The organism is Streptomyces sp. NPDC093795, from assembly GCF_044764665.1.
In the GTDB taxonomy this organism is placed as follows: domain Bacteria; phylum Actinomycetota; class Actinomycetes; order Streptomycetales; family Streptomycetaceae; genus Streptomyces.
In genome coordinates this window covers 535313-554414 of record NZ_JBIWIO010000002.1, presented here as the reverse complement: position 1 = coordinate 554414, position 19102 = coordinate 535313, and the positions used below count along the sequence as shown (strand labels likewise).

The following is a 19102-nucleotide window of genomic DNA, read 5'->3' as shown; positions in this document are numbered from 1 at the left end:
CGGTGAGGCGCGTACATGTGTGCGCGCCGTCTGCCGCAGCATAGCCGCTCATACGATCTCCTGCTCCGGAAGATCGGCTCTGCTGACCATGAAGACCGCGGCGCGCTCCGCATGGTTCCCGGAGACGCGAAAGAGGACCCCGAAGGGTCCTCTTCCGTTCCGCTCCCCCGGCTGGACTCGAACCAGCAACCCTCCGGTTAACAGCCGAATGCTCTGCCAATTGAGCTACAGGGGATCGCGCTCCCCCGACTGGACTCGAACCAGTAACCTGCCGGTTAACAGCCGGCTGCTCTGCCAATTGAGCTACAGGGGATTGCTGCGTTGCACCGAACGTACCCACTCCGGATGCTCCGGGCGGGCGGTTGCTCGCTGCGACACATACATTAGCGCAAGCAGGGGGGTGCTCCGCCAATCGGTATCGCCGTGGGCACCAGCGATGCATCAGTGAAGCTCTCCAGGGAAGGTGATGGCCATGCGATACAAGCTGACGTTCGTCATGGGACTCGCCCTCGGTTACGTGGTCGGCACGCGTGCGGGTCGCGAGCGCTACGAGCAGTTGAGGAAGTCCACCAAGCGGGTCGCCCAGAATCCGGCCGTGCGCAACGCCGCCGAGTCCGCCGCCCAGACCGGGCGGCAGGTCGCGGGGAAGGCCATGCACGTGGTCGGGGACAAGGTGGGCGACCGACTGCCGTCCTCCGTGACCGACCGGGTCCACGCGCTGCGCGAGCGGAGCATGGGAAACGGGAAGGTCGAGGAGGACGAGTGGGGCACCAGTAACACCTGAACCGCCCCGCGTGCGGCAGAATCAAGTGTCATGGGGATAGTCGCCGGACTCGACAGCTCAGCTGAGTTCACACGCATCGTCGTCTGTGACACGGACACGGGTGCCGTACTGCGGCAGGGATACGCCCCTCATCCGGGCGAACCCAAGGCCGTCGACGTCGACCCGCAGACCTGGCTGCTCTCCCTCGGGGAGGCCGCGACCGGCGGCCTCCTGGAGGGCGTGCAGGCCATCGGCGTGTCCGCGCAGCAGCACGGGCTCGTACCGCTCGACGCGCAGGGCGGCCTGGTGCGGCCCGCGCTCGTCCGCAACGACAAGCGGGCGCAGGTGGCCGCCGCCGATCTCGTGGAGTCGCTCGGCGGGCGCCAGGCCTGGGCCGAGGCCGTCGGCTCCGTGCCCGGCGCCGGGCAGCCCGTCGCCAAGCTGCGCTGGCTGGCCCGTACCGAGCCCGAGCACGCCCGGCGGATCTCGATGGTCCTCCAGCCGCACGACTGGCTGGTCTGGCAGCTCCTCGGCCGCCCGGCCCGGCGCACCACCGACCGCGGCGCCGCCTCCGCCACCGGCTACTGGTCGGCCCGCACCGGCGCGTACCGCCCCGACCTCGTCGAGCTGGCCCTCGGCCACCAGGCCGTGCTGCCCGAGGTCCTCGGGCCCGCCGAGGCGGCCGGCACCACGCCCGAGGGGCTGCTCATCTCCGCCGGTACGGGCGAGACGATGGCCGCCGCGCTCGGCCTCGGCCTCGGCCCCGGCGACGCCGTGGTCTCGCTCGGCGCCTCCGGTTCCGTGATGGCCGTCCACCACGAGGCGCTCGCCGACCCCAGCGGCATGATCACCTCCTTCGCCGACGCCACCGGCATGCACCTGCCCGTCGTCCACACCTCCAACGCGGTACGGGCCCTGCGCGGCACCGCCGAGATGCTGGGCGTGGAATCGCTGGAGGAGTTGTCGGCGCTCGCGCTGAAGTCGACGCCCGGTGCCTCCGGGCTCGTCCTGCTGCCCTATCTGGAGGGCGAGCGGACCCCGAGCCTGCCGCACTCCGCGGGCACGCTCAGCGGGCTGCGGCGCGAGTCGATGAAGCCCGAGCACCTGGCGCGGGCCGCGTTCGAGGGAATGCTCTGCGCGCTCACCGACGCCATGGACGTGCTGCGCGGCCGGGGCGTCGAGGTACGGCGGGTCTTCCTGCTCGGCGCGGCGGCCGCGCTTCCGGCCGCGCAGGCGCTCGCCCCCGCGCTGTTCGGCGCGCAGGTCGTCGTCCCCCAGCCGGCCGATTACGCGGCGCTCGGTGCGGCCCGGCAGGCCGCCTGGGCCCTCGGGGTGGCCCGGGGCACGCTGTCCCCCTCCACTCCCCCGGCCTGGCAGGGCGCCGTGGCGCAGATCCTGGAGCCGGGCGAGGACCTGTCGGCGGGCCGGGCGGTGCGGCAGCAGTACGTGGCGACGCGGGAGCAGATCCACCCGGGATCGTTCGCCTCGTAGGTCCCCGGCCCTCGCGGAAGTCCTTGCCGGAGCTCGCCACGCCCCTCAAACCTAGTCGTCAGGTCCCGGGGGCTGGGGCGATAGTAGGAGCCGTGCTCATAAGACTTCTCCGAACCCATCTCAGGCCCTATCGAAAACCCATCGCGCTGCTCGTGCTGCTGCAGTTCCTCCAGACCTGCGCGAGCCTCTACCTGCCGACCCTGAACGCGGACATCATCGACAACGGTGTCGTCGAGGGGGACACCGGATACATCCTGCAGTTCGGCGCCCTGATGGTCGGCATCTCCGTCGTCCAGGTCGTCTGCAACATCGGCGCCGTGTTCTACGGTGCCCGGACGGCGTCGGCCCTGGGCCGGGACGTGCGCGGCGCGGTCTTCGACCGGGTGCAGTCCTTCTCCGCGCGGGAGCTGGGGCACTTCGGCGCGCCCTCGCTGATCACCCGTACGACCAATGACGTGCAGCAGATCCAGATGCTGGTCCTGATGGCGTTCACCCTGATGGTCTCCGCGCCCATCATGTGTGTCGGCGGCATCGTGATGGCCCTCGGCCAGGACGTGCCGCTCTCGGGTGTGCTGCTCGCCGTGGTGCCGATCCTCGGGATCTCCGTCTCGCTGATCGTGCGGAGGATGCGGCCGCTCTTCCGGACGATGCAGGAGCGGCTCGACACGGTGAACCGGGTGCTGCGCGAGCAGATCACCGGCAACCGGGTGATCCGGGCGTTCGTGAAGGACTCGTACGAGGAGGAGCGGTTCCGTGGGGCGAACGCCGAGCTGACCGACGTGTCGATGGCGACCGGCCGGCTGATGGCGCTGATGTTCCCGGTGGTGATGACGGTCGTGAACATCTCCAGCGTGGCCGTCGTCTGGTTCGGCGCGCACCGCATCGACAGCGGCGGGATGCAGATCGGTGCGCTGACCGCGTTCCTCGCCTATCTGATGCAGATCGTGATGGCGGTCATGATGGCCACCTTCATGTTCATGATGGTGCCGCGGGCCGAGGTCTGCGCGGAGCGCGTCCAGGAGGTCCTGGCGACCGAGTCCAGCGTGGTGCCGCCGACCGACCCGGTGCGCACGCTCGACCGGCGGGGACATCTGGAGGTCAAGGGCGCCGACTTCCGGTATCCGGGTGCGGAGGAGTCCGTCCTCAGGAACGTGGGGCTCGTCGCCCGGCCCGGTGAGACCACCGCGATCATCGGCTCCACCGGCAGCGGCAAGTCCACCCTCCTCGGACTCGTGCCCCGGCTCTTCGACGCCACCGGCGGCGAGGTCCTCGTCGACGGCGTCGACGTACGGAAGCTCGATCCGGAGCTGATGGCGAAGACCGTCGGACTCGTCCCCCAGAAGCCGTACCTCTTCTCCGGGACCGTCGCCACCAACCTCCGATACGGCAAGCCCGACGCCACCGACGAGGAACTCTGGCACGCCCTCGAAGTCGCCCAGGCCGCCGACTTCGTACGGAAGCTGGAGGCCGGGCTCAACGCCCCCATCGCACAGGGCGGCACCAATGTCTCCGGCGGGCAGCGGCAGCGGCTCGCCATCGCGCGGACGCTGGTGCAGCGGCCGGAGATCTATCTCTTCGACGACTCGTTCTCCGCGCTCGACTACGAGACGGACGCCCTGCTCCGGGCCGCGCTGGCCCGGGAGACGGCGGACTCGACCGTCGTGATCGTCGCCCAGCGGGTCTCCACCATCCGGGACGCCGACCGGATCGTCGTCCTCGACGAGGGCCGGGTCGTCGGCACCGGACGGCACCGGGAGCTGATGGCGGACAACGAGACGTACCGGGAGATCGTCCTCTCCCAGCTCACCGAGGCGGAGGCAGCCTGATGGCCGGTCCTGGCGGACGCATGATGGCCGGTGGCGGCCCCGACCAGCGGTCGATGGACTTCAAGGGCTCGGGGAAGCGGCTGCTCAAGCAGCTGGCGCCCGAGCGTGGCGCGCTCTGGGTGATGCTGATCGCCGGTGTGCTGTCGGTGGCGGCCTCCGTGGTCGGCCCGAAGATCCTCGGCAAGGCGACCGACCTCGTCTTCGCGGGCGTGATCGGGAACCAGATCGAGGGCGGGACGAAGGCGGAGGCGATCGCGCGACTGCGCGCCGCGGGCGACTCCGGCATGGCGGACATGCTGACCGGGGTCGACTTCACGCCGGGGCGTGGGATCGACTTCTCCGCCGTCGGCGAGGTGCTGCTCATGGTCCTCGGCATCTACGTGGCGGCGGGCCTGCTGATGCTGGTCTCCACCCGCATGTCGATCAAGGTGATCAACCGGACGGTCTACCGGATGCGGGAGGACGTCCAGACGAAGCTGGCGCGGCTTCCCCTGTCGTACTTCGACAAGGCGAAGCGCGGCGAGGTGCTGTCCCGGGCGACCAACGACATCGACAACATCTCGCAGACGCTCCAGCAGTCCATGGGGCAGCTGATCAACTCACTGCTCACGATCGTCGGCGTGCTGGCGATGATGTTCTGGATCTCGCCGCTGCTCGCCCTGGTGGCGCTCGTGACGGTGCCGGTCTCGGTCTTCGTCGCGGCCAGGATCGGCAAGCGCTCGCAGCCGCACTTCGTCCAGCAGTGGAAGTCCACGGGCGCGCTCAACGCGCACGTGGAGGAGATGTACAGCGGGCACACCCTGGTGAAGGTCTTCGGACGGCAGGCGGAGTCCGCCGCGGACTTCCGCGAGCAGAACGACGCCCTCTACGAGGCCGGGTTCAAGGCGCAGTTCAACAGCGGTGTGATGCAGCCGGTGATGTTCTTCATCTCGAACATCAACTACGTCCTGGTGGCCGTGGTCGGCGGTCTGCGGGTGGCCAGCGGCACGCTGTCCATCGGTGACGTGCAGGCCTTCATCCAGTACTCCCGGCAGTTCTCCATGCCGCTGACGCAGGTCGCGTCGATGGCGAACCTGGTGCAGTCGGGCGTGGCGTCGGCCGAGCGGATCTTCGAGCTGCTCGACGCCGGGGAGCAGGAGCCGGACGCCCCGAAGAGCGAGAGCGAGACCCCCGCGGACCTCAAGGGCAAGGTGGCCCTGGAGGGCGTCTCCTTCCGTTACGAGACGGAGAAGCCGCTCATCGAGGACCTGTCGCTCTCGGTGGAGCCGGGCCAGACGGTCGCGATCGTCGGCCCCACCGGCGCCGGCAAGACGACCCTGGTGAACCTGCTCATGCGGTTCTACGAGGTGACGGGCGGCCGGATCACCCTGGACGGGGCGGACATCGCGAAGATGTCCCGGGAGGACCTGCGGGCCGGGATCGGCATGGTCCTCCAGGACACCTGGCTGTTCGGCGGCACCATCGCGGAGAACATCGCGTACGGCGCGACCCGCGAGGTGACCCGGGCGGAGATCGAGGAGGCGGCGCGGGCCGCGCACGCCGACCGGTTCGTCCGCACCCTGCCCGAGGGGTACGACACGGTCATCGACGACGACGGGGCGGGGGTCAGCGCGGGCGAGAAGCAGCTGATCACCATCGCGCGGGCGTTCCTGTCCGACCCGGTGATCCTCGTCCTCGACGAGGCCACCAGCTCGGTCGACACCCGCACCGAGGTCCTGATCCAGAAGGCGATGGCCCGACTGGCCCACGGGCGTACGTCGTTCGTGATCGCGCACCGGCTCTCCACGATCCGGGACGCGGACGTGATCCTGGTGATGGAGAACGGTTCGATCGTCGAACAGGGCACGCACGAGGAGCTGTTGGCGTCGGGCGGAGCGTATGCCCGGCTGTACGCGGCGCAGTTCGCGCAGGCCGTGGCCGAGGTCGACTGACCTCGCGTGTGACCCGTGCCGCATGATGTGCGGCATGGGTCACAGAAGCGAGAGTTCCTGGGTGCCTTCGGTCACCCTGTTGGTCGGCATCGGAAACGCGGACATAGCGGCGCTGCTGCTCGGCGCGGACGGCCGGGTCCGCGGAGACGCGGACATGGTCTTCGCGGGGCAGCCCGTACATCCTTCCGGCGCGGTGCGGCACAAGAACGGGTCGCTGGTCCTCGCGCTGCACGAGGTGGAGGCGGAGGTCGAGCGCATCGTGATCGCCGGTCCGGCGATCACCGGCTCGCTGGCGGCGATGGCCCCGGACAGGGCGGTGGTCGTCGCATGGCTGATAGCGCATCCGGACGACGCGAACGCCGTCGTGTTCGGTGAGTTCTTCCGCGAGTCGGGCGGCTGGAAGTTCACCGGGATCGGAAAGGGGTACGCCTCCGGGCTGGCGGAGCTCGTCACGGCGTACGGGGTCGAGGTCGCCGAGGAGGAGCCGGTCGCGGCTCCGATGAAGAAGGCGTTCCCCGGCGCGATGGAGAAGCCGGTCGCGGAAGCGGCGGCCACTCCCCCGGCCGCGGCTCCTGCCAACGGTCCCGTCCCGCTGACCGGTGTGGTGAAGGTACCGATGCACGCCCCGCCCACCCCAGGAGGCCCTCAGGCAACGCGGGGCGGGGCGGGCGCCGTGGGTGAACCGGTCGCACCGGACCCGTCGGTCTTCCCGCCGGCCGAGCGGGAGTACCGGCTCCTGGAGGGCTGGGAGTTCGGCCCGGTCTTCGAGCCGTTCGTCGTGACAGGAACCGGCAGCGACGTCATCACCACGGACGCCCGCGTCCCCGCCGGTCCCGTCCTCGTCGAGGTCGCGCACCAGGGCGGCGGGTATTTCGCCGTCGTCCCGCTCGACAAGCGGAACAAGGACGGGATCTCCCTCTTCAGCACCACCATCCCGGACTACCGGGGCAGCACGGTCACCCCGGCCCCCGAGGACCGGCCGCTGCGCCTGCGGCTCGAAGGCGACAACGACTGGGTCGCGCGGGTGAAGCCCGTCGCCGCGGCCCGCAGGCTGGAGGGGACGCTGCTGGGGTACGGCGAGGAGGCCCTGCTCTACATGGGCGGAGCGGCCGACCTCCGGGTGGACTTCAAGGGCTCCCCGGGCGGTGGCGGCTGCGTCTCCCTGTGGGTCCACGAGGTCACCGGCCAGGTGGAACTGACCCACGTGGGGCGCACGCTGGCCCTGAACACGAGCGGCCAGATCCTGCAGACCGTCCCGATCCCGGAGGGCCCCGCGCTGCTACTCCTGACGGCCGAGGGCCCCTGGTCCCTCACCGTCCGCGAGCTGGGCTTCTAGTCCAGATAGCCGCGCAGCTGGTCCGCGTAGGCGTGGTCCCGCAGTTTGGAGAGGGTCTTGGACTCGATCTGGCGGATGCGTTCGCGGGTCACGCCGAAGATGCGTCCTATTTCCTCCAGCGTGCGGGGTCTGCCGTCGTCGAGGCCGTAGCGGAGCTGGACGACCTTGCGTTCGCGTTCGCCGAGGGTCGAGAGGACGTCCTCCAGGTGGCGGCGCAGGAGGAGGAAGGCCGCGGACTCGACGGGTGAGGCGGCGTCGCCGTCCTCGATGAGGTCGCCCAGGGCGACGTCGTCCTCCTCGCCGACGGGGGCGTGGAGGGAGACCGGTTCCTGGGCGAGGCGGAGGACCTCGCCGACCCTCTCGGGGGCCAGGTCGAGCTGGGCGGCGACCTCTTCGGCGGTGGGTTCGCAGCCGCGTTCCTGGAGCATGCGGCGCTGGACGCGGATGACCCGGTTGATGAGTTCGACGACGTGTACGGGGACGCGGATGGTCCGGGCCTGGTCGGCGAGGGCCCGGGACATCGCCTGGCGGATCCACCAGGTGGCGTACGTGGAGAACTTGTAGCCGCGCGCGTAGTCGAACTTCTCGACGGCCCGGATGAGGCCGAGGTTCCCCTCCTGGACGAGGTCGAGCATGGTGAGGCCGCGGCCCACGTACCGTTTGGCGACGGAGACGACGAGGCGGAGGTTGGCCTCGATCAGCTTGCGCTTGGCGATGCGGCCGAGGACGACGAGCCGGTCCAGGTCGCCCGCGAGCCGGGAGTCCAGGTCCGGGGTGCCGGCGAGTTTCTCCTCGGCGAAGAGCCCGGCCTCGACGCGGCGGGCGAGGTCGACCTCCTCCTCGGCGGTGAGCAGCGGGATGCGGCCGATCTCGCGGAGGTACTGGCGGAAGAGGTCGGAGGAGGGCCCGTTCCCGCCGGGGTCGGAGCGGCGCCCCTTGGGCGGGGCCTCCGGTGGCTCGTCCGGTTCGCCGGGGGACGGCTCCTGCGACACGGTCCGGGTCTCGGTCTGCACGACGGGCGACCTCCAGGCGGGACGGAACGACACCGTCCCCCAGTGTGGGGTACGACACATCGCGGCCACGAGGGGCGTGCGGTGACTTTTTGAGACCGGGGCGTGACGGAACGTACGTCAGAGCGCGGCGGCGCCGTTGTTCCTCAGGGACTGCCCGTACTGGGTGAGGACCCACAGTTCGTTCTGGACGGCCGCGAGCTGCTCCGGGTCGCCGTTCGCGCCGAGCCGGGCGAGGGTGCCCTGGACGTCGCGGATGCGGCGGTCGACGGCGCGGAGCCGGACGGTGACGAGCTGGTCGCCGGCGTAGGCCTCGTCGACGGTCTTGGCGAAGATCGTCTCGACGGCGAGTTCGGTGACGAGGGCGCGGACGGTGTCGTTGGGCGCGGCCTCGCGGACGGTGGCGAGGTAGTCGGAGGGGGCTCCGGTGGCGCCGCCCGCGTCCTGGACGCACTGGCGGACGGCCGCGTACGGCGGGGCGGTGAACTCGTCGGCCCCGTAGGCGTCGAAGGCCGGGGAGACGAGTTCGGGCCGCTGGAGGGCGAGCTTGAGGAGTTCGCGCTCGGTGCGGTGGGCGGGGCTGCGCAGGTTCAACGCGGGCCCCGAGGGGGTCGTGGCCGGGGCGGGGGTGTCGTAACCGCGCTGGGGGTTCTGCTGCGCGGGGCCCTTGCCGCCGCGGTCGCGGGCCCAGCGGGCGAGCTGGGCGACCCGCTTGACGACGAACTGGGTGTCGAGGATGCCGAGCATGCCGGCGAGCTGCACGGCGACCTCGTGCTGGGCGCCGATGTTCTTGATGCGGGCGACGACGGGGGCGGCCTCGTCGAGGGCGGCGGCCCGGCCGGCCGGGGTCTCCAGGTCGTACCGCTTCACGATCTGGCGGAGGGCGAACTCGAACAGCGGGGTGCGGGGCTGAGCCAGCTCCTTGACCGCCTCGTCACCCTTCGCAAGGCGCAGATCGCACGGGTCCATGCCGTCGGGGGCGATGGCGATGTACGTCTCGGCGGCGAACTTCTGGTCGTCCTCGAAGGCGCGCAGGGCGGCCTTCTGGCCTGCGGCGTCGCCGTCGAAGGTGAAGATGACGCGGGCCGAGCCGTTGTCCATGAGGAGACGGCGGAGGATCTTGATGTGGTCGCCGCCGAAGGCGGTGCCGCAGGTGGCGATGGCGGTGGTGACCCCGGCGAGGTGGCAGGCCATGACGTCGGTGTAGCCCTCGACGACGACGGCCCGGCTGACCTTGGCGATGTCCTTCTTGGCCAGGTCGATGCCGTAGAGCACCTGGGACTTCTTGTAGATCGGGGTCTCGGGGGTGTTGAGGTACTTGGGCCCGTTGTCGTCGTCGCGGAGCTTGCGGGCGCCGAAGCCGACGATCTCGCCGCCGACGTCCCTGATCGGCCACATGAGGCGGCCGCGGAAGCGGTCGATGGGGCCGCGGCGGCCGTCCTGGGAGAGGCCGGAGAGGGTCAGTTCCTTGTCGGAGAAGCCCTTGCCGCGCAGATAGCGGGTGAGGTGGTCCCAGCCGGCCGGGGAGTAGCCGACGCCGAAGTGGGCGGCGGCGGCCTGGTCGAAGCCGCGCTCGGCGAGGAACTTCCGGCCGATCTCGGCCTCGGGCGAGTCGAGTTGCTCGATGTAGAACTGGGCGGCGGCCTTGTGCGCCTCGACCAGGCGGATGCGTTCGCCGCGCTGGTGGCCGGGGTTGTAGCCGCCTTCCTCGTACCGCAGGGTGATGCCCGCCTTGGCGGCGAGGCGCTCGACCGTCTCCGAGAAGGAGAGGTGGTCGATCTTCATCACGAAGGCGATGGTGTCGCCGCCCTCCTGGCAGCCGAAGCAGTGGAAGAGTCCCTTGCTGGGGCTGACCTGGAAGGAGGGCGACTTCTCGTCGTGGAAGGGGCAGAGGCCCTTGAGGTTGCCGCCGCCCGCGTTGCGGAGCTGGAGGTATTCGGACACGACGGCGTCGATCGGGACCGCGTCCCGGACCGCCTTCACGTCGTCATCGTTGATCCTGCCTGCCACGCCTGAAGTGTACGGGGGTGCGAGGGGGTCCCCTGCGGTGTCGGGCCCTACGGGATCAGGGTCTCCAGGGGTACGGAGGGATCGGCGAGGGCGTCGGGGTGCACGGCCGCCCGGGAGCGGATGAGCCGCTGGATCGGGTCTGTGACGTCCCACACGTTCACGTTCATCCCGGCGAGGACGCGGCCGTCCTTGAGCCAGAAGGCGATGAACTCGCGCTTGCCGGTGTCGCCGCGGACCACGACCTGGTCGTACGTGCCCGGGGGCGCCCAGCCGGAGTACTCCATGCCCAGGTCGTACTGGTCGGAGAAGAAGTAGGGGACGCGGTCGTAGGAGACGAGCTGCCCGAGCATGGCGCGGGCGGCGGCCGGTCCGCCGTTGAGGGCGTTGGCCCAGTGCTCGACGCGGAGCCGGGTGTGGAGCAGCGGGTGGTGGGCGGCGGCCACGTCCCCGGCGGCGTAGATGTCGGGGTCGGAGGTGCGCAGCGACTCGTCGACGGCGACGCCGCCTCCGTCGGCGCGGTCGACGAGGGCGAGCCCGGAGTTCTCGGCGAGGGCGGTGCGGGGGGCGGCGCCGATCGCGGCGAGCACGGCGTGCGCCGGGTGCTCCTCGCCGTCGTCTGTGCGGACGGCGAGGACCATGCCGTCCTGGCCGACGATCTCGGTGAGCCGGGCGCCGAAGTGGAAGCGGACGCCGTGGTCGGTGTGGAGGTCGGCGAAGAGCTGGCCGAGCTCGGGGCCGAGGACCCGGTGGAGCGGGGTGGGGTCGGATTCGACGACGGTGACCTCGGCGCCGTAGCCGCGGGCGGCGGCGGCGACTTCGAGGCCGATCCAGCCGGCGCCCGCGATCACCAGGTGGCCGTTGTCCCGGCCGAGGCCGGCGAGGACCTGGCGGAGCCGGTCGGCGTGGGCGAGCCGGCGCAGGTGGTGGACGCCGGCGAGTTCGGTGCCGGGGACGTCGAGGCGGCGCGGCTCGGAGCCGGTGGCGAGGAGCAGCTTGTCGTAGCGGATGACGGTGTTGTCGCCGAGGCGGACGGTGCGGTTCTCGCGGTCGACGGTGGTGACGGGCTGCCCGAGGTGGAGCTCGATGTCGTTCGCCGCGTACCAGGCGGGGTCATGGACGAAGGCGCCGTCGCGTTCCTTGGCGCCCGTGAGGTAGCCCTTGGAGAGGGGTGGGCGCTCGTAGGGGTGGTCGCGCTCGTCGCCGATGAGGATCACCCGGCCGTTGAATCCCTCGGAGCGGAGTGTCTCCGCCGCCTTGGCTCCGGCCAGGCCCCCTCCGACGATGACAAAGGTCTGATCCGCGTCGACCACGTCGTTTCCTCCTCGTTGCGACCGATTCCAACCTACGCCCCCGGGCGTTCGTCCGGCCGTACCGCCCCGGGGGGTGCATGCGAGCGTCCCGCACGGAGGGGTACGGCGGAAGAGGGCCCTCAGGCGTGGTGGGGGCGGAGGTGGGCGTGGAGGGCGCGGGCGGAGGCGTCGGTGAGGGAGGCGATCTGGTCGACGATGACGCGCTTGCGGGCCCGGTCGTCGCGTGCGGCGTCGAACAGGGACCGGAACTGCGGTTCGAGGCCGTCGGGGGCGCGGGCGACGAGGGCCTCGGCGAGTTCGGCGACGACGACGCGCTGGTCGGCGCGGAGGGCCTCCTGCTGGGGGCGCTGCATCACGTACCGGTCGGCGACGGCCTTGAGGACGGCGCATTCGTTGCGGGCCTCGCGGGGGACGACGAGCTCGGCGCCGTAGCGGGTGAGGCGGCCCGATCCGTACGCCTGGCGTGTGGCGCCCTCCGCGGCGAGGCAGAAGCGGCCGATGAGCTGGCTGGTGGCGTCCTTGAGGCGGGACTGCGCGACGGCCGAGCCGTCGTAGCCGTGCGGCCACCACTCCTGGTCGACGAGCCGGTCGAGGGCGTCGGCGAGCTCCTGCGGGTCGGTGTCCTCGGGTACGTAGCGGCCGACGGCGACCGAGAAGATGTCGGCGCGCTCGGGCTCGGCGAGCAGGAGGTTGGGGTCGATGTGCCCGGCGTGCAGGCCGTCCTCGAAGTCGTGCACCGAGTAGGCCACGTCGTCGGACCAGTCCATGACCTGGGCCTCGAAGCACTTGCGGTCGGCGGGGGCGCCCTGCCGGATCCAGGCGAAGACCGGCAGGTCGTCCTCGTAGGCGCCGAACTTGGACGAGCCGGGGTCCTCGGGGTGGTCGCCGCGCGCCCAGGGGTACTTGGTGGCGGCGTCGAGGGTGGCCCGGGTGAGGTTGAGTCCGACGCTGACGAGCTCGCCGTCGCCGTCCTTGTCCGTGGACTTCACGAATCGCTTGGGTTCGATGCGGGTGAGGAGGCGGAGCGACTGGGCGTTCCCCTCGAAGCCGCCGCAGTCCTTGGCGACGTCGTTGAGCGCCTGCTCGCCGTTGTGCCCGAACGGCGGGTGGCCCATGTCGTGGGAGAGGCAGGCGGCCTCGACGAGGTCGGGGTCGCAGCCGAGGGCGGCGCCGAGCTCGCGGCCGACCTGGGCGCACTCCAGGGAGTGGGTGAGCCGGGTGCGGGGGCTGGCGTCCCAGGCGTGGCCGCGGGTGCCGGGGGTGACGACCTGGGTCTTGCCGGCGAGCCTGCGGAGCGCGGCGGAGTGCAGCACGCGGGCGCGGTCGCGCTGGAAGGCGGTGCGTCCGGGGCGTTTGTCGGGCTCGGCGGCCCAGCGCTCGGTCGCGGCGGAGTCGTAGCCGGGGGTGTCGGTGAGGTCGCTGATGCCGTCGTTGCCTTCGATGCCTTCCATCCCTCGACGGTAACCGGAGGGGCCGACAGAAGGACTCAGACGGCGGCGAGTTCCCTCATGGGGAGGGTCGTGCGGACCCGGTCGTAGCGGTGGAGGACGAGCCGGGCGAGGGCCGGGTGGGCGCCGAGGGGGGCGGCGGCTATCCAGGGGGCGTCGGCGGTGGCGCGGGTGGCGAAGAGGCCGGGGGCGGTGAAGCAGGAGGCGACGGCGACCCGGTGGCGGCCCCGGGCGGCGAGGTGGCGGACGGCCTCGGGGACGGTGGGCGCGGCGGCGGAGGCGTAGGCGCTGACGACGGGGGCGCCGCCGAGCCGCTCGCTGAGGAGGGTGGCGATACGGCGGATCTCGGCGCCCGAGCGGGGGTCGCGGGATCCGGCGGAGGCGAGGACGACGCCGGTACTGGGGGAGGTGCCGTCCTCGGGGGCCCAGCCGGCCTGGGCGAGGCGGTCGGCGAGGGCCTCGACGAGCAGCGGGTGCGCGCCGAGGGGCTCGGCGACGCGGGCGCGGAGGGTGGGCTCGGCGGCGACGGCGGCGGGCAGGTCGTGGGTGACGTGGTGGCCGGGGGCGAACAGCAGGGGTACGAGTACGGCGTCCCGGCCTTCGGCGGCGAGCCCGGCGAGGGTGGCGTCGAGGAGCGGGGCGTTCAGCTCGATGTGGGCGAGCCGCACGTCGAGCCCGGGGCGCAGCTCACGGACGCGGTCGAGCAGCCGCTCCAGGGTGGCGCGGGCGCGGGGGTCCCGGCTGCCGTGACCGACGGCGACGAGGGTGGGGGCGGGGCCGTCGGGCGCGGGCAGGGCGACGTCCGGGCCGGTGGCGGGCGGGGTGACGAGGGCGGGGGTGTTCATGGGTGGGCGTACCTCCTCCTCGTACTTCCGGGGGTGACGGCCGTACGGACGCACGTGGCCGAGCTGGGTCCCGAGCTGCTCGGTGATCCTTCCGAGCAGTTCGGCGGCGCTGTCGAACGTGCTGTCCGGCTCCGTCATGCGCCGATCCTGCCGCGCGCACGTTGCCTGCCCGTTGCGCGGGGGTCACGACTGTTTTCCGTGGCCTCACCGCGACCCCGGCGGCGGTGTCAGGCGTCGAGCCAGACCCGGAGGGGGCCCAGTTCCCCGAAGCCCGCCGCGCAGGCGGCGGTGAGGGCGTCGCCCGTCTCGTAGCCGACGACGGGGCGGCCGTCGGGCACGGCGGCGAGGGTGGCCGCCCAGGCATGGGAGGGGTCCTCGTCGCCGGTGGTGAAGAGGTTGGAGACGCCGGTGACCCCGGCGGCCTCGCTCAGGACGGCGCCGCCGAGGACCCGGCCGTCGGCCGCGTATCCCCCGACGATCGTCGTCGCCCGGTCGGCGAGGAGTTCGGGGCGGAAGAGCGCCGCCTCGTCGGCGTCTCCGTCGCTCCATGCGAGGGCCCAGGCGGCAAGCTCCTCCGGGGTGCGGACGGGGCGCCAGCCGGCCGGGGCCGGGGGGCGGGGCAGGTCGGCGGGCCGGTGGATCCACCGCGCCTCGAAGAGGAGCCGGAAGCCCTCGGCCGCGAGGTCGAGGCGGGCGTGGCTGTCCTTGACGGAGGCGCCGGGGGTGGTCCGGTCGATGCCGGTCAGGACGTCCTTCGTGTCGGCGTCCTCGGTGAGCGTCACCGCGTCCGGGTAGTAGAGCGGGGTGCGGCGGGCGCTGGTCCAGGCGCGGGGACCGAAGGTGCCGGGGTGCCCGTGGGCGGCGCACATGGCCTGGCACCACTCGGCGTTGTTGCGGACCGCGTCCGCGAGGACGGCATCGATGATCATGCGCGGATCGTACGGGTCCTCCCAGCTTCCCCTCCCCTCTTTTTTCCTTCCGAATCACGGAATATCTTTTCCACTATGAGAATGTCCCCGCCCGCACTCCCCCGGCGCGTCGCCGCCGAGTTCATCGGGACCGGCGCCCTCGTCGCCGTGATCGTCGGCTCCGGCATCCGCGCCGACTCCCTGAGCCAGGACATCGGCGTCCGGCTGCTCGCCAACGCCACCGCCTCCGCCCTCGGCCTCGGGCTGCTCATCGCCCTCATCGGGCCGCTCTCCGGGGCCCACTTCAACCCCGTCGTGACGCTGACGGAGTGGTGGTCCCGGCGCCCGCGCCTCGAGCGCGGAGGGCGTGAGGCCCTCGCCTACATCGGCGCCCAGCTCGCCGGGGCCGTCGCGGGGGCCCTGCTCGCCGAGGCGATGTTCGGGCGGGCGCCCGGCACCTGGGCCACCGAGTCGCGGGCGGCGCCGCACCTGCTGCTCGGCGAGGCCGTCGCCACCGCCGGGCTCGTCCTCGTCGTCCAGGGCCTGCGCCACATCGGCCGCCCGGCGCTCGCCCCGGTCGCCGTCGCCGGCTACATCGCCGCCGCGATCTGGTTCACCTCCTCCGGCTCCTTCGCCAACCCGGCCGCGACCGTCGGCCGCGCCTTCTCCGACTCCTTCACCGGGATCGCCCCCGCCTCGGTGCCCGCCTTCGCCGCCGCCCAGCTGCTCGGCATGCTGCTCGGCATGGTCCTGGCCGGTGTGTTGTACGGAACAGACCGGGGCGCCGGCGAACCGAATCCCGCCGAACCGCGTCGGACGGGGTGACGACCAGGTCGGGTGACACACCGCCACCCGACCCGCCACCCACGGAGGTTCCCGCATGCCGGCATGGCTCACCCGGTCGGTCCCCCGCACCACCCGGGCCCGCCGCCGTACCGTCCAGGCCGTGATGCTGGGCGCCGTCCTCGCGCTCACCCCCGTCACCTGGATGCACACCGCCGCCGCCGGGAAGCTCCGTACCACCGCCGACGTGCCCGCCCGGGACGTCGCCGTCGTCTTCGGCGCCGGACTGTGGAACGGGCAGCCCACCCCGTACCTCGCGCACCGGCTCGACACGGCCGCCGAGCTGTACCGGACGGGCAAGGTCCGGGTCCTCCTCGTCACCGGCGACAACAGCAGGACCGCGTACGACGAACCCAGCGCCATGCGCGCGTACCTCACCGCCCGCGGGGTGCCCGAGGGCCGGATCGTCAGCGACTACGCGGGTTTCGACACCTGGGACTCCTGCGTCCGGGCCCGGAAGGTCTTCGGGGTCGACCGGGCCGTGCTCGTCACCCAGAACTTCCACATCAAGCGGGCCGTCGCGCTGTGCGGGCGCGCGGGCGTCGACGCGTACGGCGTCGGGGTCCCCGAACCCCACGACCGCACCTGGTACTACGGCACCACCCGGGAGCTGTTCGCGGCGGGCAAGGCCGCCCTCGACGCCGGTCTGCGCCCCGACCCGCACTTCCTCGGACCGGAGGAGCAGGGCGTCACCGAGGCGCTGGCCTCGCCCCGGGACCAGGGGTGACCGACGCTCCGGCCCCGCCCGGACCCGGGTGACCGCCACGTCCGGCCTCACCTTCCGACCGGCCGTGAGCTGAGCGGAGAGCACCGCGCCCGTAATACGCGGCGCCGCCCCGCGTAACACGCCTGACGCACGCTTGCCGCATGTCCGAGGTCACCGCCGTTCCCACCCACTGCCCCTACTGCGCCCTGCAGTGCGGCATGTCGCTCCGCCCCACCGGCACCCCGGAGCTGCCCGCCGAGGTGGTCGACCGGACCGACTTCCCCGTCAACCGGGGCGCGCTCTGCGGCAAGGGCCGCACCGCCCCCTCCGTACTCTCCTCCCGGGTCCGGCTCACCGAGCCCCTGGTCCGATGCCCTGACACGGGGGCCCTGGCACCCGCGTCCTGGGAGGAGGCACTCGCCGCCGTCGCCGACGGGCTGCGCCGGACCCGCGCCGACCACGGCTCCGACGCCGTGGGGGTCTTCGGCGGCGGCGGTCTCACCAACGAGAAGGCGTACACCCTCGGGAAGTTCGCCCGGCTCGTCCTCGGCACCTCGCAGATCGACTACAACGGCCGCTTCTGCATGTCGTCGGCCGCCGCCGCGCACGGCAGGGCCTTCGGACTCGACCGGGGGCTGCCCTTCCCCCTGGAGGACATCCCGAAGACGGGATGCGTGATCCTCGTCGGCTCCAACCTCGCCGAGACCATGCCGCCCGCCCTTCGCTACCTCACGGAGCTGAAGGAGAACGGCGGCAAGCTGATCGTCATCGACCCGCGCCGCACCCGGACCGCCGAACAGGCCGACCTGCACCTCGCACCGCGCCCCGGCACCGACCTCGCGCTCGCCCTCGGCATGCTGCACCTCGTGGTGGCCGAGGGGCGCGTCGACGAGGAGTTCGTCGCCACGCGCACCACCGGCTGGGAGGCCGCCCGCGCCGGGGCCATGTCCCACTGGCCCGAGCAGGTCGAGCGGATCACCGGCGTGTCGCTGCCGCAGCTCCGGGAGGCCGTCGCGATGTTCTCCGACGCGCCCACCGGCATGGTCCTCACCGCGCGCGGACCCGAGCAGCAGTCCAAGGGCACCGACACCGTCGGCGCCTGGATCAACCTCTGCCTGGCCACGGGCAAGGCGGGCCGGCCGCTGAGCGGCTACGGCTGCCTCACCGGCCAGGGCAACGGCCAGGGCGGCCGCGAGCACGGCCAGAAGGCCGACCAGCTGCCCGGCTACCGCAAGCTCGACGACCCCGCCGCACGCGCGCACGTGGCCGGCGTGTGGGGCGTGCCGCCCGAGTCGCTGCCCGGTCCCGGGCGGAGCGCGTACGAACTCCTCGACGCGCTCGGCGGCGACGTGAAGGCGCTGCTCCTCATGGGATCCAACCCGGTGGTCTCCGCGCCGCGCGCCGCACACATCGAGGGGCGGCTGCGGTCGCTCGACTTCCTCGCCGTCGCCGACGTCGTGCTCTCCGAGACCGCCGCGCTCGCCGACGTCGTCCTGCCCGTCACCCAGTGGGCGGAGGAGACCGGCACCATGACCAACCTGGAGGGGCGGGTCCTGCTCCGCCGTCGCGCCCTCACCCCGCCCGCCGGGGTACGCAGCGACCTGGAGGTGCTGCACGCGCTGGCCGGGCTCCTCGGCTGGGAGAAGGGTTTCTCCGCCGAGCCCGAGGAGGTCTTCGACGAGCTGCGGCGCGCCTCGGCCGGCGGCCCCGCCGACTACTCGGGCATCAGCTACCGCCGGATCGAGGAGGAGCAGGGCGTCTTCTGGCCCTGCCCGGAGACCGGCACGGGCGAGACCGACCACGCGGGCACCCCTCGGCTCTTCCTCGACCGGTTCGCGACCCCCGACGGGCGGGCCCGGTTCGTGCCGGTGGTGCACCGGGCGGCGGCCGAGGAGACGGACGCCGAGTACCCGGTCGTCCTCACCACCGGCCGGGTCGTGTCCCAGTACCAGTCGGGCGCGCAGACCCGGCGGGTCCCCGAGCTGAACGCGGCGGCGCCCGGCCCCTTCGTGGAGCTCCACCCCCGGCTCGCCGAGCGGCTCGGCGTCTCCGAGGGCGAGCGGCTCGCGGTGGTCTCGCGGCGCGGGCGGGCCGTCGCCCCGGCCCGGATCACCACGGCCATCCGGCCCGACACCGTCTTCATGCCGTTCCACTGGGCGGGTGAGGGCCGGGCCAACACACTGGTGAACCCGGCGCTCGACCCGGTCTCCCGGATGCCGGAGTTCAAGGTGTGCGCGGTGCGTCTGGAACGCGCGGAGACCGCTGAGAACGCGGCGAACACCGAGCCCGCTGAGACCGCGGCGGCTACGGCCGGTTGAACCAGTCGCCGCTCTCGATGACCGGGCCGAGGGGCGCGTCCGGCGCCGCCAGGAACACCCAGGCGGACACCCGCGTCCCGTCCCGTACCCGTACGACGTCCATCGCCACCCGCTCGTACCCGACGGGCAGCTCCAGGCGGTCGAGCAGGCCGAACAGTTCGCCGTAGGCGCCGGGCGCGGGCGTGAGCAGGGTGCCGACGACCCGGCCCCCGTCCGCGGGGACGACGTACGGATAGCCCGGCCCGTCGTACAGGACCGCGCCGTGCAGCACGGCGTCCGCCTCGGTACCGATCCGGCCGGCGAGGAACCGGTCGTGGTTGTACGCGCCCGGGCGCAGCGTCCCGTACACGAAGAACG

General features: G+C 72.4%; 13 protein-coding genes, 2 tRNA genes and 2 pseudogenes. 8 read left to right on the top strand and 9 right to left on the bottom strand.

From position 1 onward, the window contains the following. Positions 1 to 162: 162 nt before the first annotated feature. Positions 163 to 235, bottom strand: a tRNA-Asn gene (locus tag ACIRB7_RS07515). Between the two features lie 5 nt (positions 236 to 240). Continuing rightward, positions 241 to 313, bottom strand: a tRNA-Asn gene (locus ACIRB7_RS07510). 159 nt (positions 314 to 472) lie between these two features. On the opposite strand from ACIRB7_RS07510, the gene ACIRB7_RS07505 reads away from it, so the two are divergent. The 5 genes from ACIRB7_RS07505 (at position 473) to ACIRB7_RS07485 (ending at position 7347) form a co-directional block, all read left to right on the top strand. Next, positions 473 to 784 (top strand): YtxH domain-containing protein, encoded by a 312-nt coding sequence (locus ACIRB7_RS07505; RefSeq protein ID WP_403593681.1) that lies wholly within the window; start codon positions 473 to 475, stop codon positions 782 to 784. A 30-nt stretch (positions 785 to 814) separates the two neighbouring features. Beyond that, positions 815 to 2254 carry an FGGY family carbohydrate kinase gene (locus tag ACIRB7_RS07500; RefSeq protein ID WP_403593678.1) on the top strand — a complete coding sequence of 480 codons (1440 nt, stop codon included), beginning with the start codon at positions 815 to 817 and terminating at the stop codon, positions 2252 to 2254. 92 nt (positions 2255 to 2346) lie between these two features. Beyond that, positions 2347 to 4080, top strand: coding sequence for an ABC transporter ATP-binding protein (locus tag ACIRB7_RS07495; RefSeq protein ID WP_403593675.1), 1734 nt, complete (start codon positions 2347 to 2349; stop codon positions 4078 to 4080). After that, positions 4080 to 6011, top strand: a complete 1932-nt coding sequence (locus ACIRB7_RS07490; RefSeq protein ID WP_403593672.1) for an ABC transporter ATP-binding protein — start codon at positions 4080 to 4082, stop codon at positions 6009 to 6011. The genes ACIRB7_RS07495 and ACIRB7_RS07490 overlap by 1 nt, the downstream gene beginning before the upstream one ends. Positions 6012 to 6045: 34 nt before the next feature. Next, the gene (locus ACIRB7_RS07485) at positions 6046 to 7347 is read left to right on the top strand and encodes a TerD family protein (protein ID WP_403593669.1); all 1302 of its coding nucleotides are present in this window, start codon (positions 6046 to 6048) and stop codon (positions 7345 to 7347) included. On the opposite strand, the pseudogene ACIRB7_RS07480 reads toward ACIRB7_RS07485, so the two are convergent. From ACIRB7_RS07480 to ACIRB7_RS07455, 6 genes and pseudogenes are all read right to left on the bottom strand, one after another. Beyond that, positions 7344 to 8327: pseudogene (locus ACIRB7_RS07480) on the bottom strand (RNA polymerase sigma factor); the annotation flags it as partial. The gene ACIRB7_RS07485 and the pseudogene ACIRB7_RS07480 sit on opposite strands and share 4 nt — an antisense overlap. 150 nt (positions 8328 to 8477) lie before the next feature. Beyond that, complete coding sequence (gene dnaG, locus ACIRB7_RS07475; RefSeq protein ID WP_403593666.1) at positions 8478 to 10367, bottom strand: DNA primase; 1890 nt, start codon at positions 10365 to 10367, stop codon at positions 8478 to 8480. Between the two features lie 47 nt (positions 10368 to 10414). Next, positions 10415 to 11677 (bottom strand): NAD(P)/FAD-dependent oxidoreductase, encoded by a 1263-nt coding sequence (locus ACIRB7_RS07470; RefSeq protein ID WP_403593663.1) that lies wholly within the window; start codon positions 11675 to 11677, stop codon positions 10415 to 10417. Between the two features lie 119 nt (positions 11678 to 11796). Beyond that, complete coding sequence (locus tag ACIRB7_RS07465; protein WP_403593661.1) at positions 11797 to 13128, bottom strand: deoxyguanosinetriphosphate triphosphohydrolase; 1332 nt, start codon at positions 13126 to 13128, stop codon at positions 11797 to 11799. A 35-nt stretch (positions 13129 to 13163) separates the two neighbouring features. Beyond that, a complete protein-coding gene (locus tag ACIRB7_RS07460; RefSeq protein ID WP_403593658.1) occupies positions 13164 to 14108 on the bottom strand; it encodes a sirohydrochlorin chelatase in 945 nt (314 codons plus the stop codon). A gap of 89 nt (positions 14109 to 14197) precedes the next feature. Then, entirely contained in the window at positions 14198 to 14899 is a 702-nt protein-coding gene (locus ACIRB7_RS07455; protein WP_403593655.1) for a hypothetical protein, read from the bottom strand. A 75-nt stretch (positions 14900 to 14974) separates the two neighbouring features. On the opposite strand from ACIRB7_RS07455, the gene ACIRB7_RS07450 reads away from it, so the two are divergent. The 3 genes from ACIRB7_RS07450 (at position 14975) to ACIRB7_RS07440 (ending at position 18745) form a co-directional block, all read left to right on the top strand. Further along, the gene (locus ACIRB7_RS07450; RefSeq protein ID WP_403593652.1) at positions 14975 to 15703 is read left to right on the top strand and encodes an aquaporin; all 729 of its coding nucleotides are present in this window, start codon (positions 14975 to 14977) and stop codon (positions 15701 to 15703) included. Between the two features lie 55 nt (positions 15704 to 15758). Next, positions 15759 to 16448 (top strand): vancomycin high temperature exclusion protein, encoded by a 690-nt coding sequence (locus ACIRB7_RS07445; protein WP_403593649.1) that lies wholly within the window; start codon positions 15759 to 15761, stop codon positions 16446 to 16448. 140 nt (positions 16449 to 16588) lie between these two features. After that, positions 16589 to 18745 carry a molybdopterin oxidoreductase family protein gene (locus tag ACIRB7_RS07440; RefSeq protein ID WP_403593647.1) on the top strand — a complete coding sequence of 719 codons (2157 nt, stop codon included), beginning with the start codon at positions 16589 to 16591 and terminating at the stop codon, positions 18743 to 18745. Here the strand turns inward: ACIRB7_RS07440 and ACIRB7_RS07435 are convergent. Then, positions 18732 to 19088, bottom strand: a pseudogene (locus ACIRB7_RS07435) (gamma-glutamylcyclotransferase family protein); the annotation flags it as partial. The gene ACIRB7_RS07440 and the pseudogene ACIRB7_RS07435 sit on opposite strands and share 14 nt — an antisense overlap. Positions 19089 to 19102: the final 14 nt, after the last annotated feature.

What these genes read in the sequence shown, in the direction of transcription:
- ACIRB7_RS07505 (WP_403593681.1), top strand. Translation starts at nt 473, where the DNA reads ATGCGATACAAGCTGACGTTCGTCATGGGACTCGCCCTCGGTTACGTG.
- ACIRB7_RS07500 (WP_403593678.1), top strand. Translation starts at nt 815, where the DNA reads ATGGGGATAGTCGCCGGACTCGACAGCTCAGCTGAGTTCACACGCATC.
- ACIRB7_RS07490 (WP_403593672.1), top strand. Translation starts at nt 4,080, where the DNA reads ATGGCCGGTCCTGGCGGACGCATGATGGCCGGTGGCGGCCCCGACCAG.
- ACIRB7_RS07485 (WP_403593669.1), top strand. Translation starts at nt 6,046, where the DNA reads ATGGGTCACAGAAGCGAGAGTTCCTGGGTGCCTTCGGTCACCCTGTTG.
- ACIRB7_RS07465 (WP_403593661.1), bottom strand. Translation starts at nt 13,128, where the DNA reads ATGGAAGGCATCGAAGGCAACGACGGCATCAGCGACCTCACCGACACC.
- ACIRB7_RS07460 (WP_403593658.1), bottom strand. Translation starts at nt 14,108, where the DNA reads ATGACGGAGCCGGACAGCACGTTCGACAGCGCCGCCGAACTGCTCGGA.
- ACIRB7_RS07455 (WP_403593655.1), bottom strand. Translation starts at nt 14,899, where the DNA reads ATGATCATCGATGCCGTCCTCGCGGACGCGGTCCGCAACAACGCCGAG.
- ACIRB7_RS07450 (WP_403593652.1), top strand. Translation starts at nt 14,975, where the DNA reads ATGAGAATGTCCCCGCCCGCACTCCCCCGGCGCGTCGCCGCCGAGTTC.
- ACIRB7_RS07445 (WP_403593649.1), top strand. Translation starts at nt 15,759, where the DNA reads ATGCCGGCATGGCTCACCCGGTCGGTCCCCCGCACCACCCGGGCCCGC.
- ACIRB7_RS07440 (WP_403593647.1), top strand. Translation starts at nt 16,589, where the DNA reads ATGTCCGAGGTCACCGCCGTTCCCACCCACTGCCCCTACTGCGCCCTG.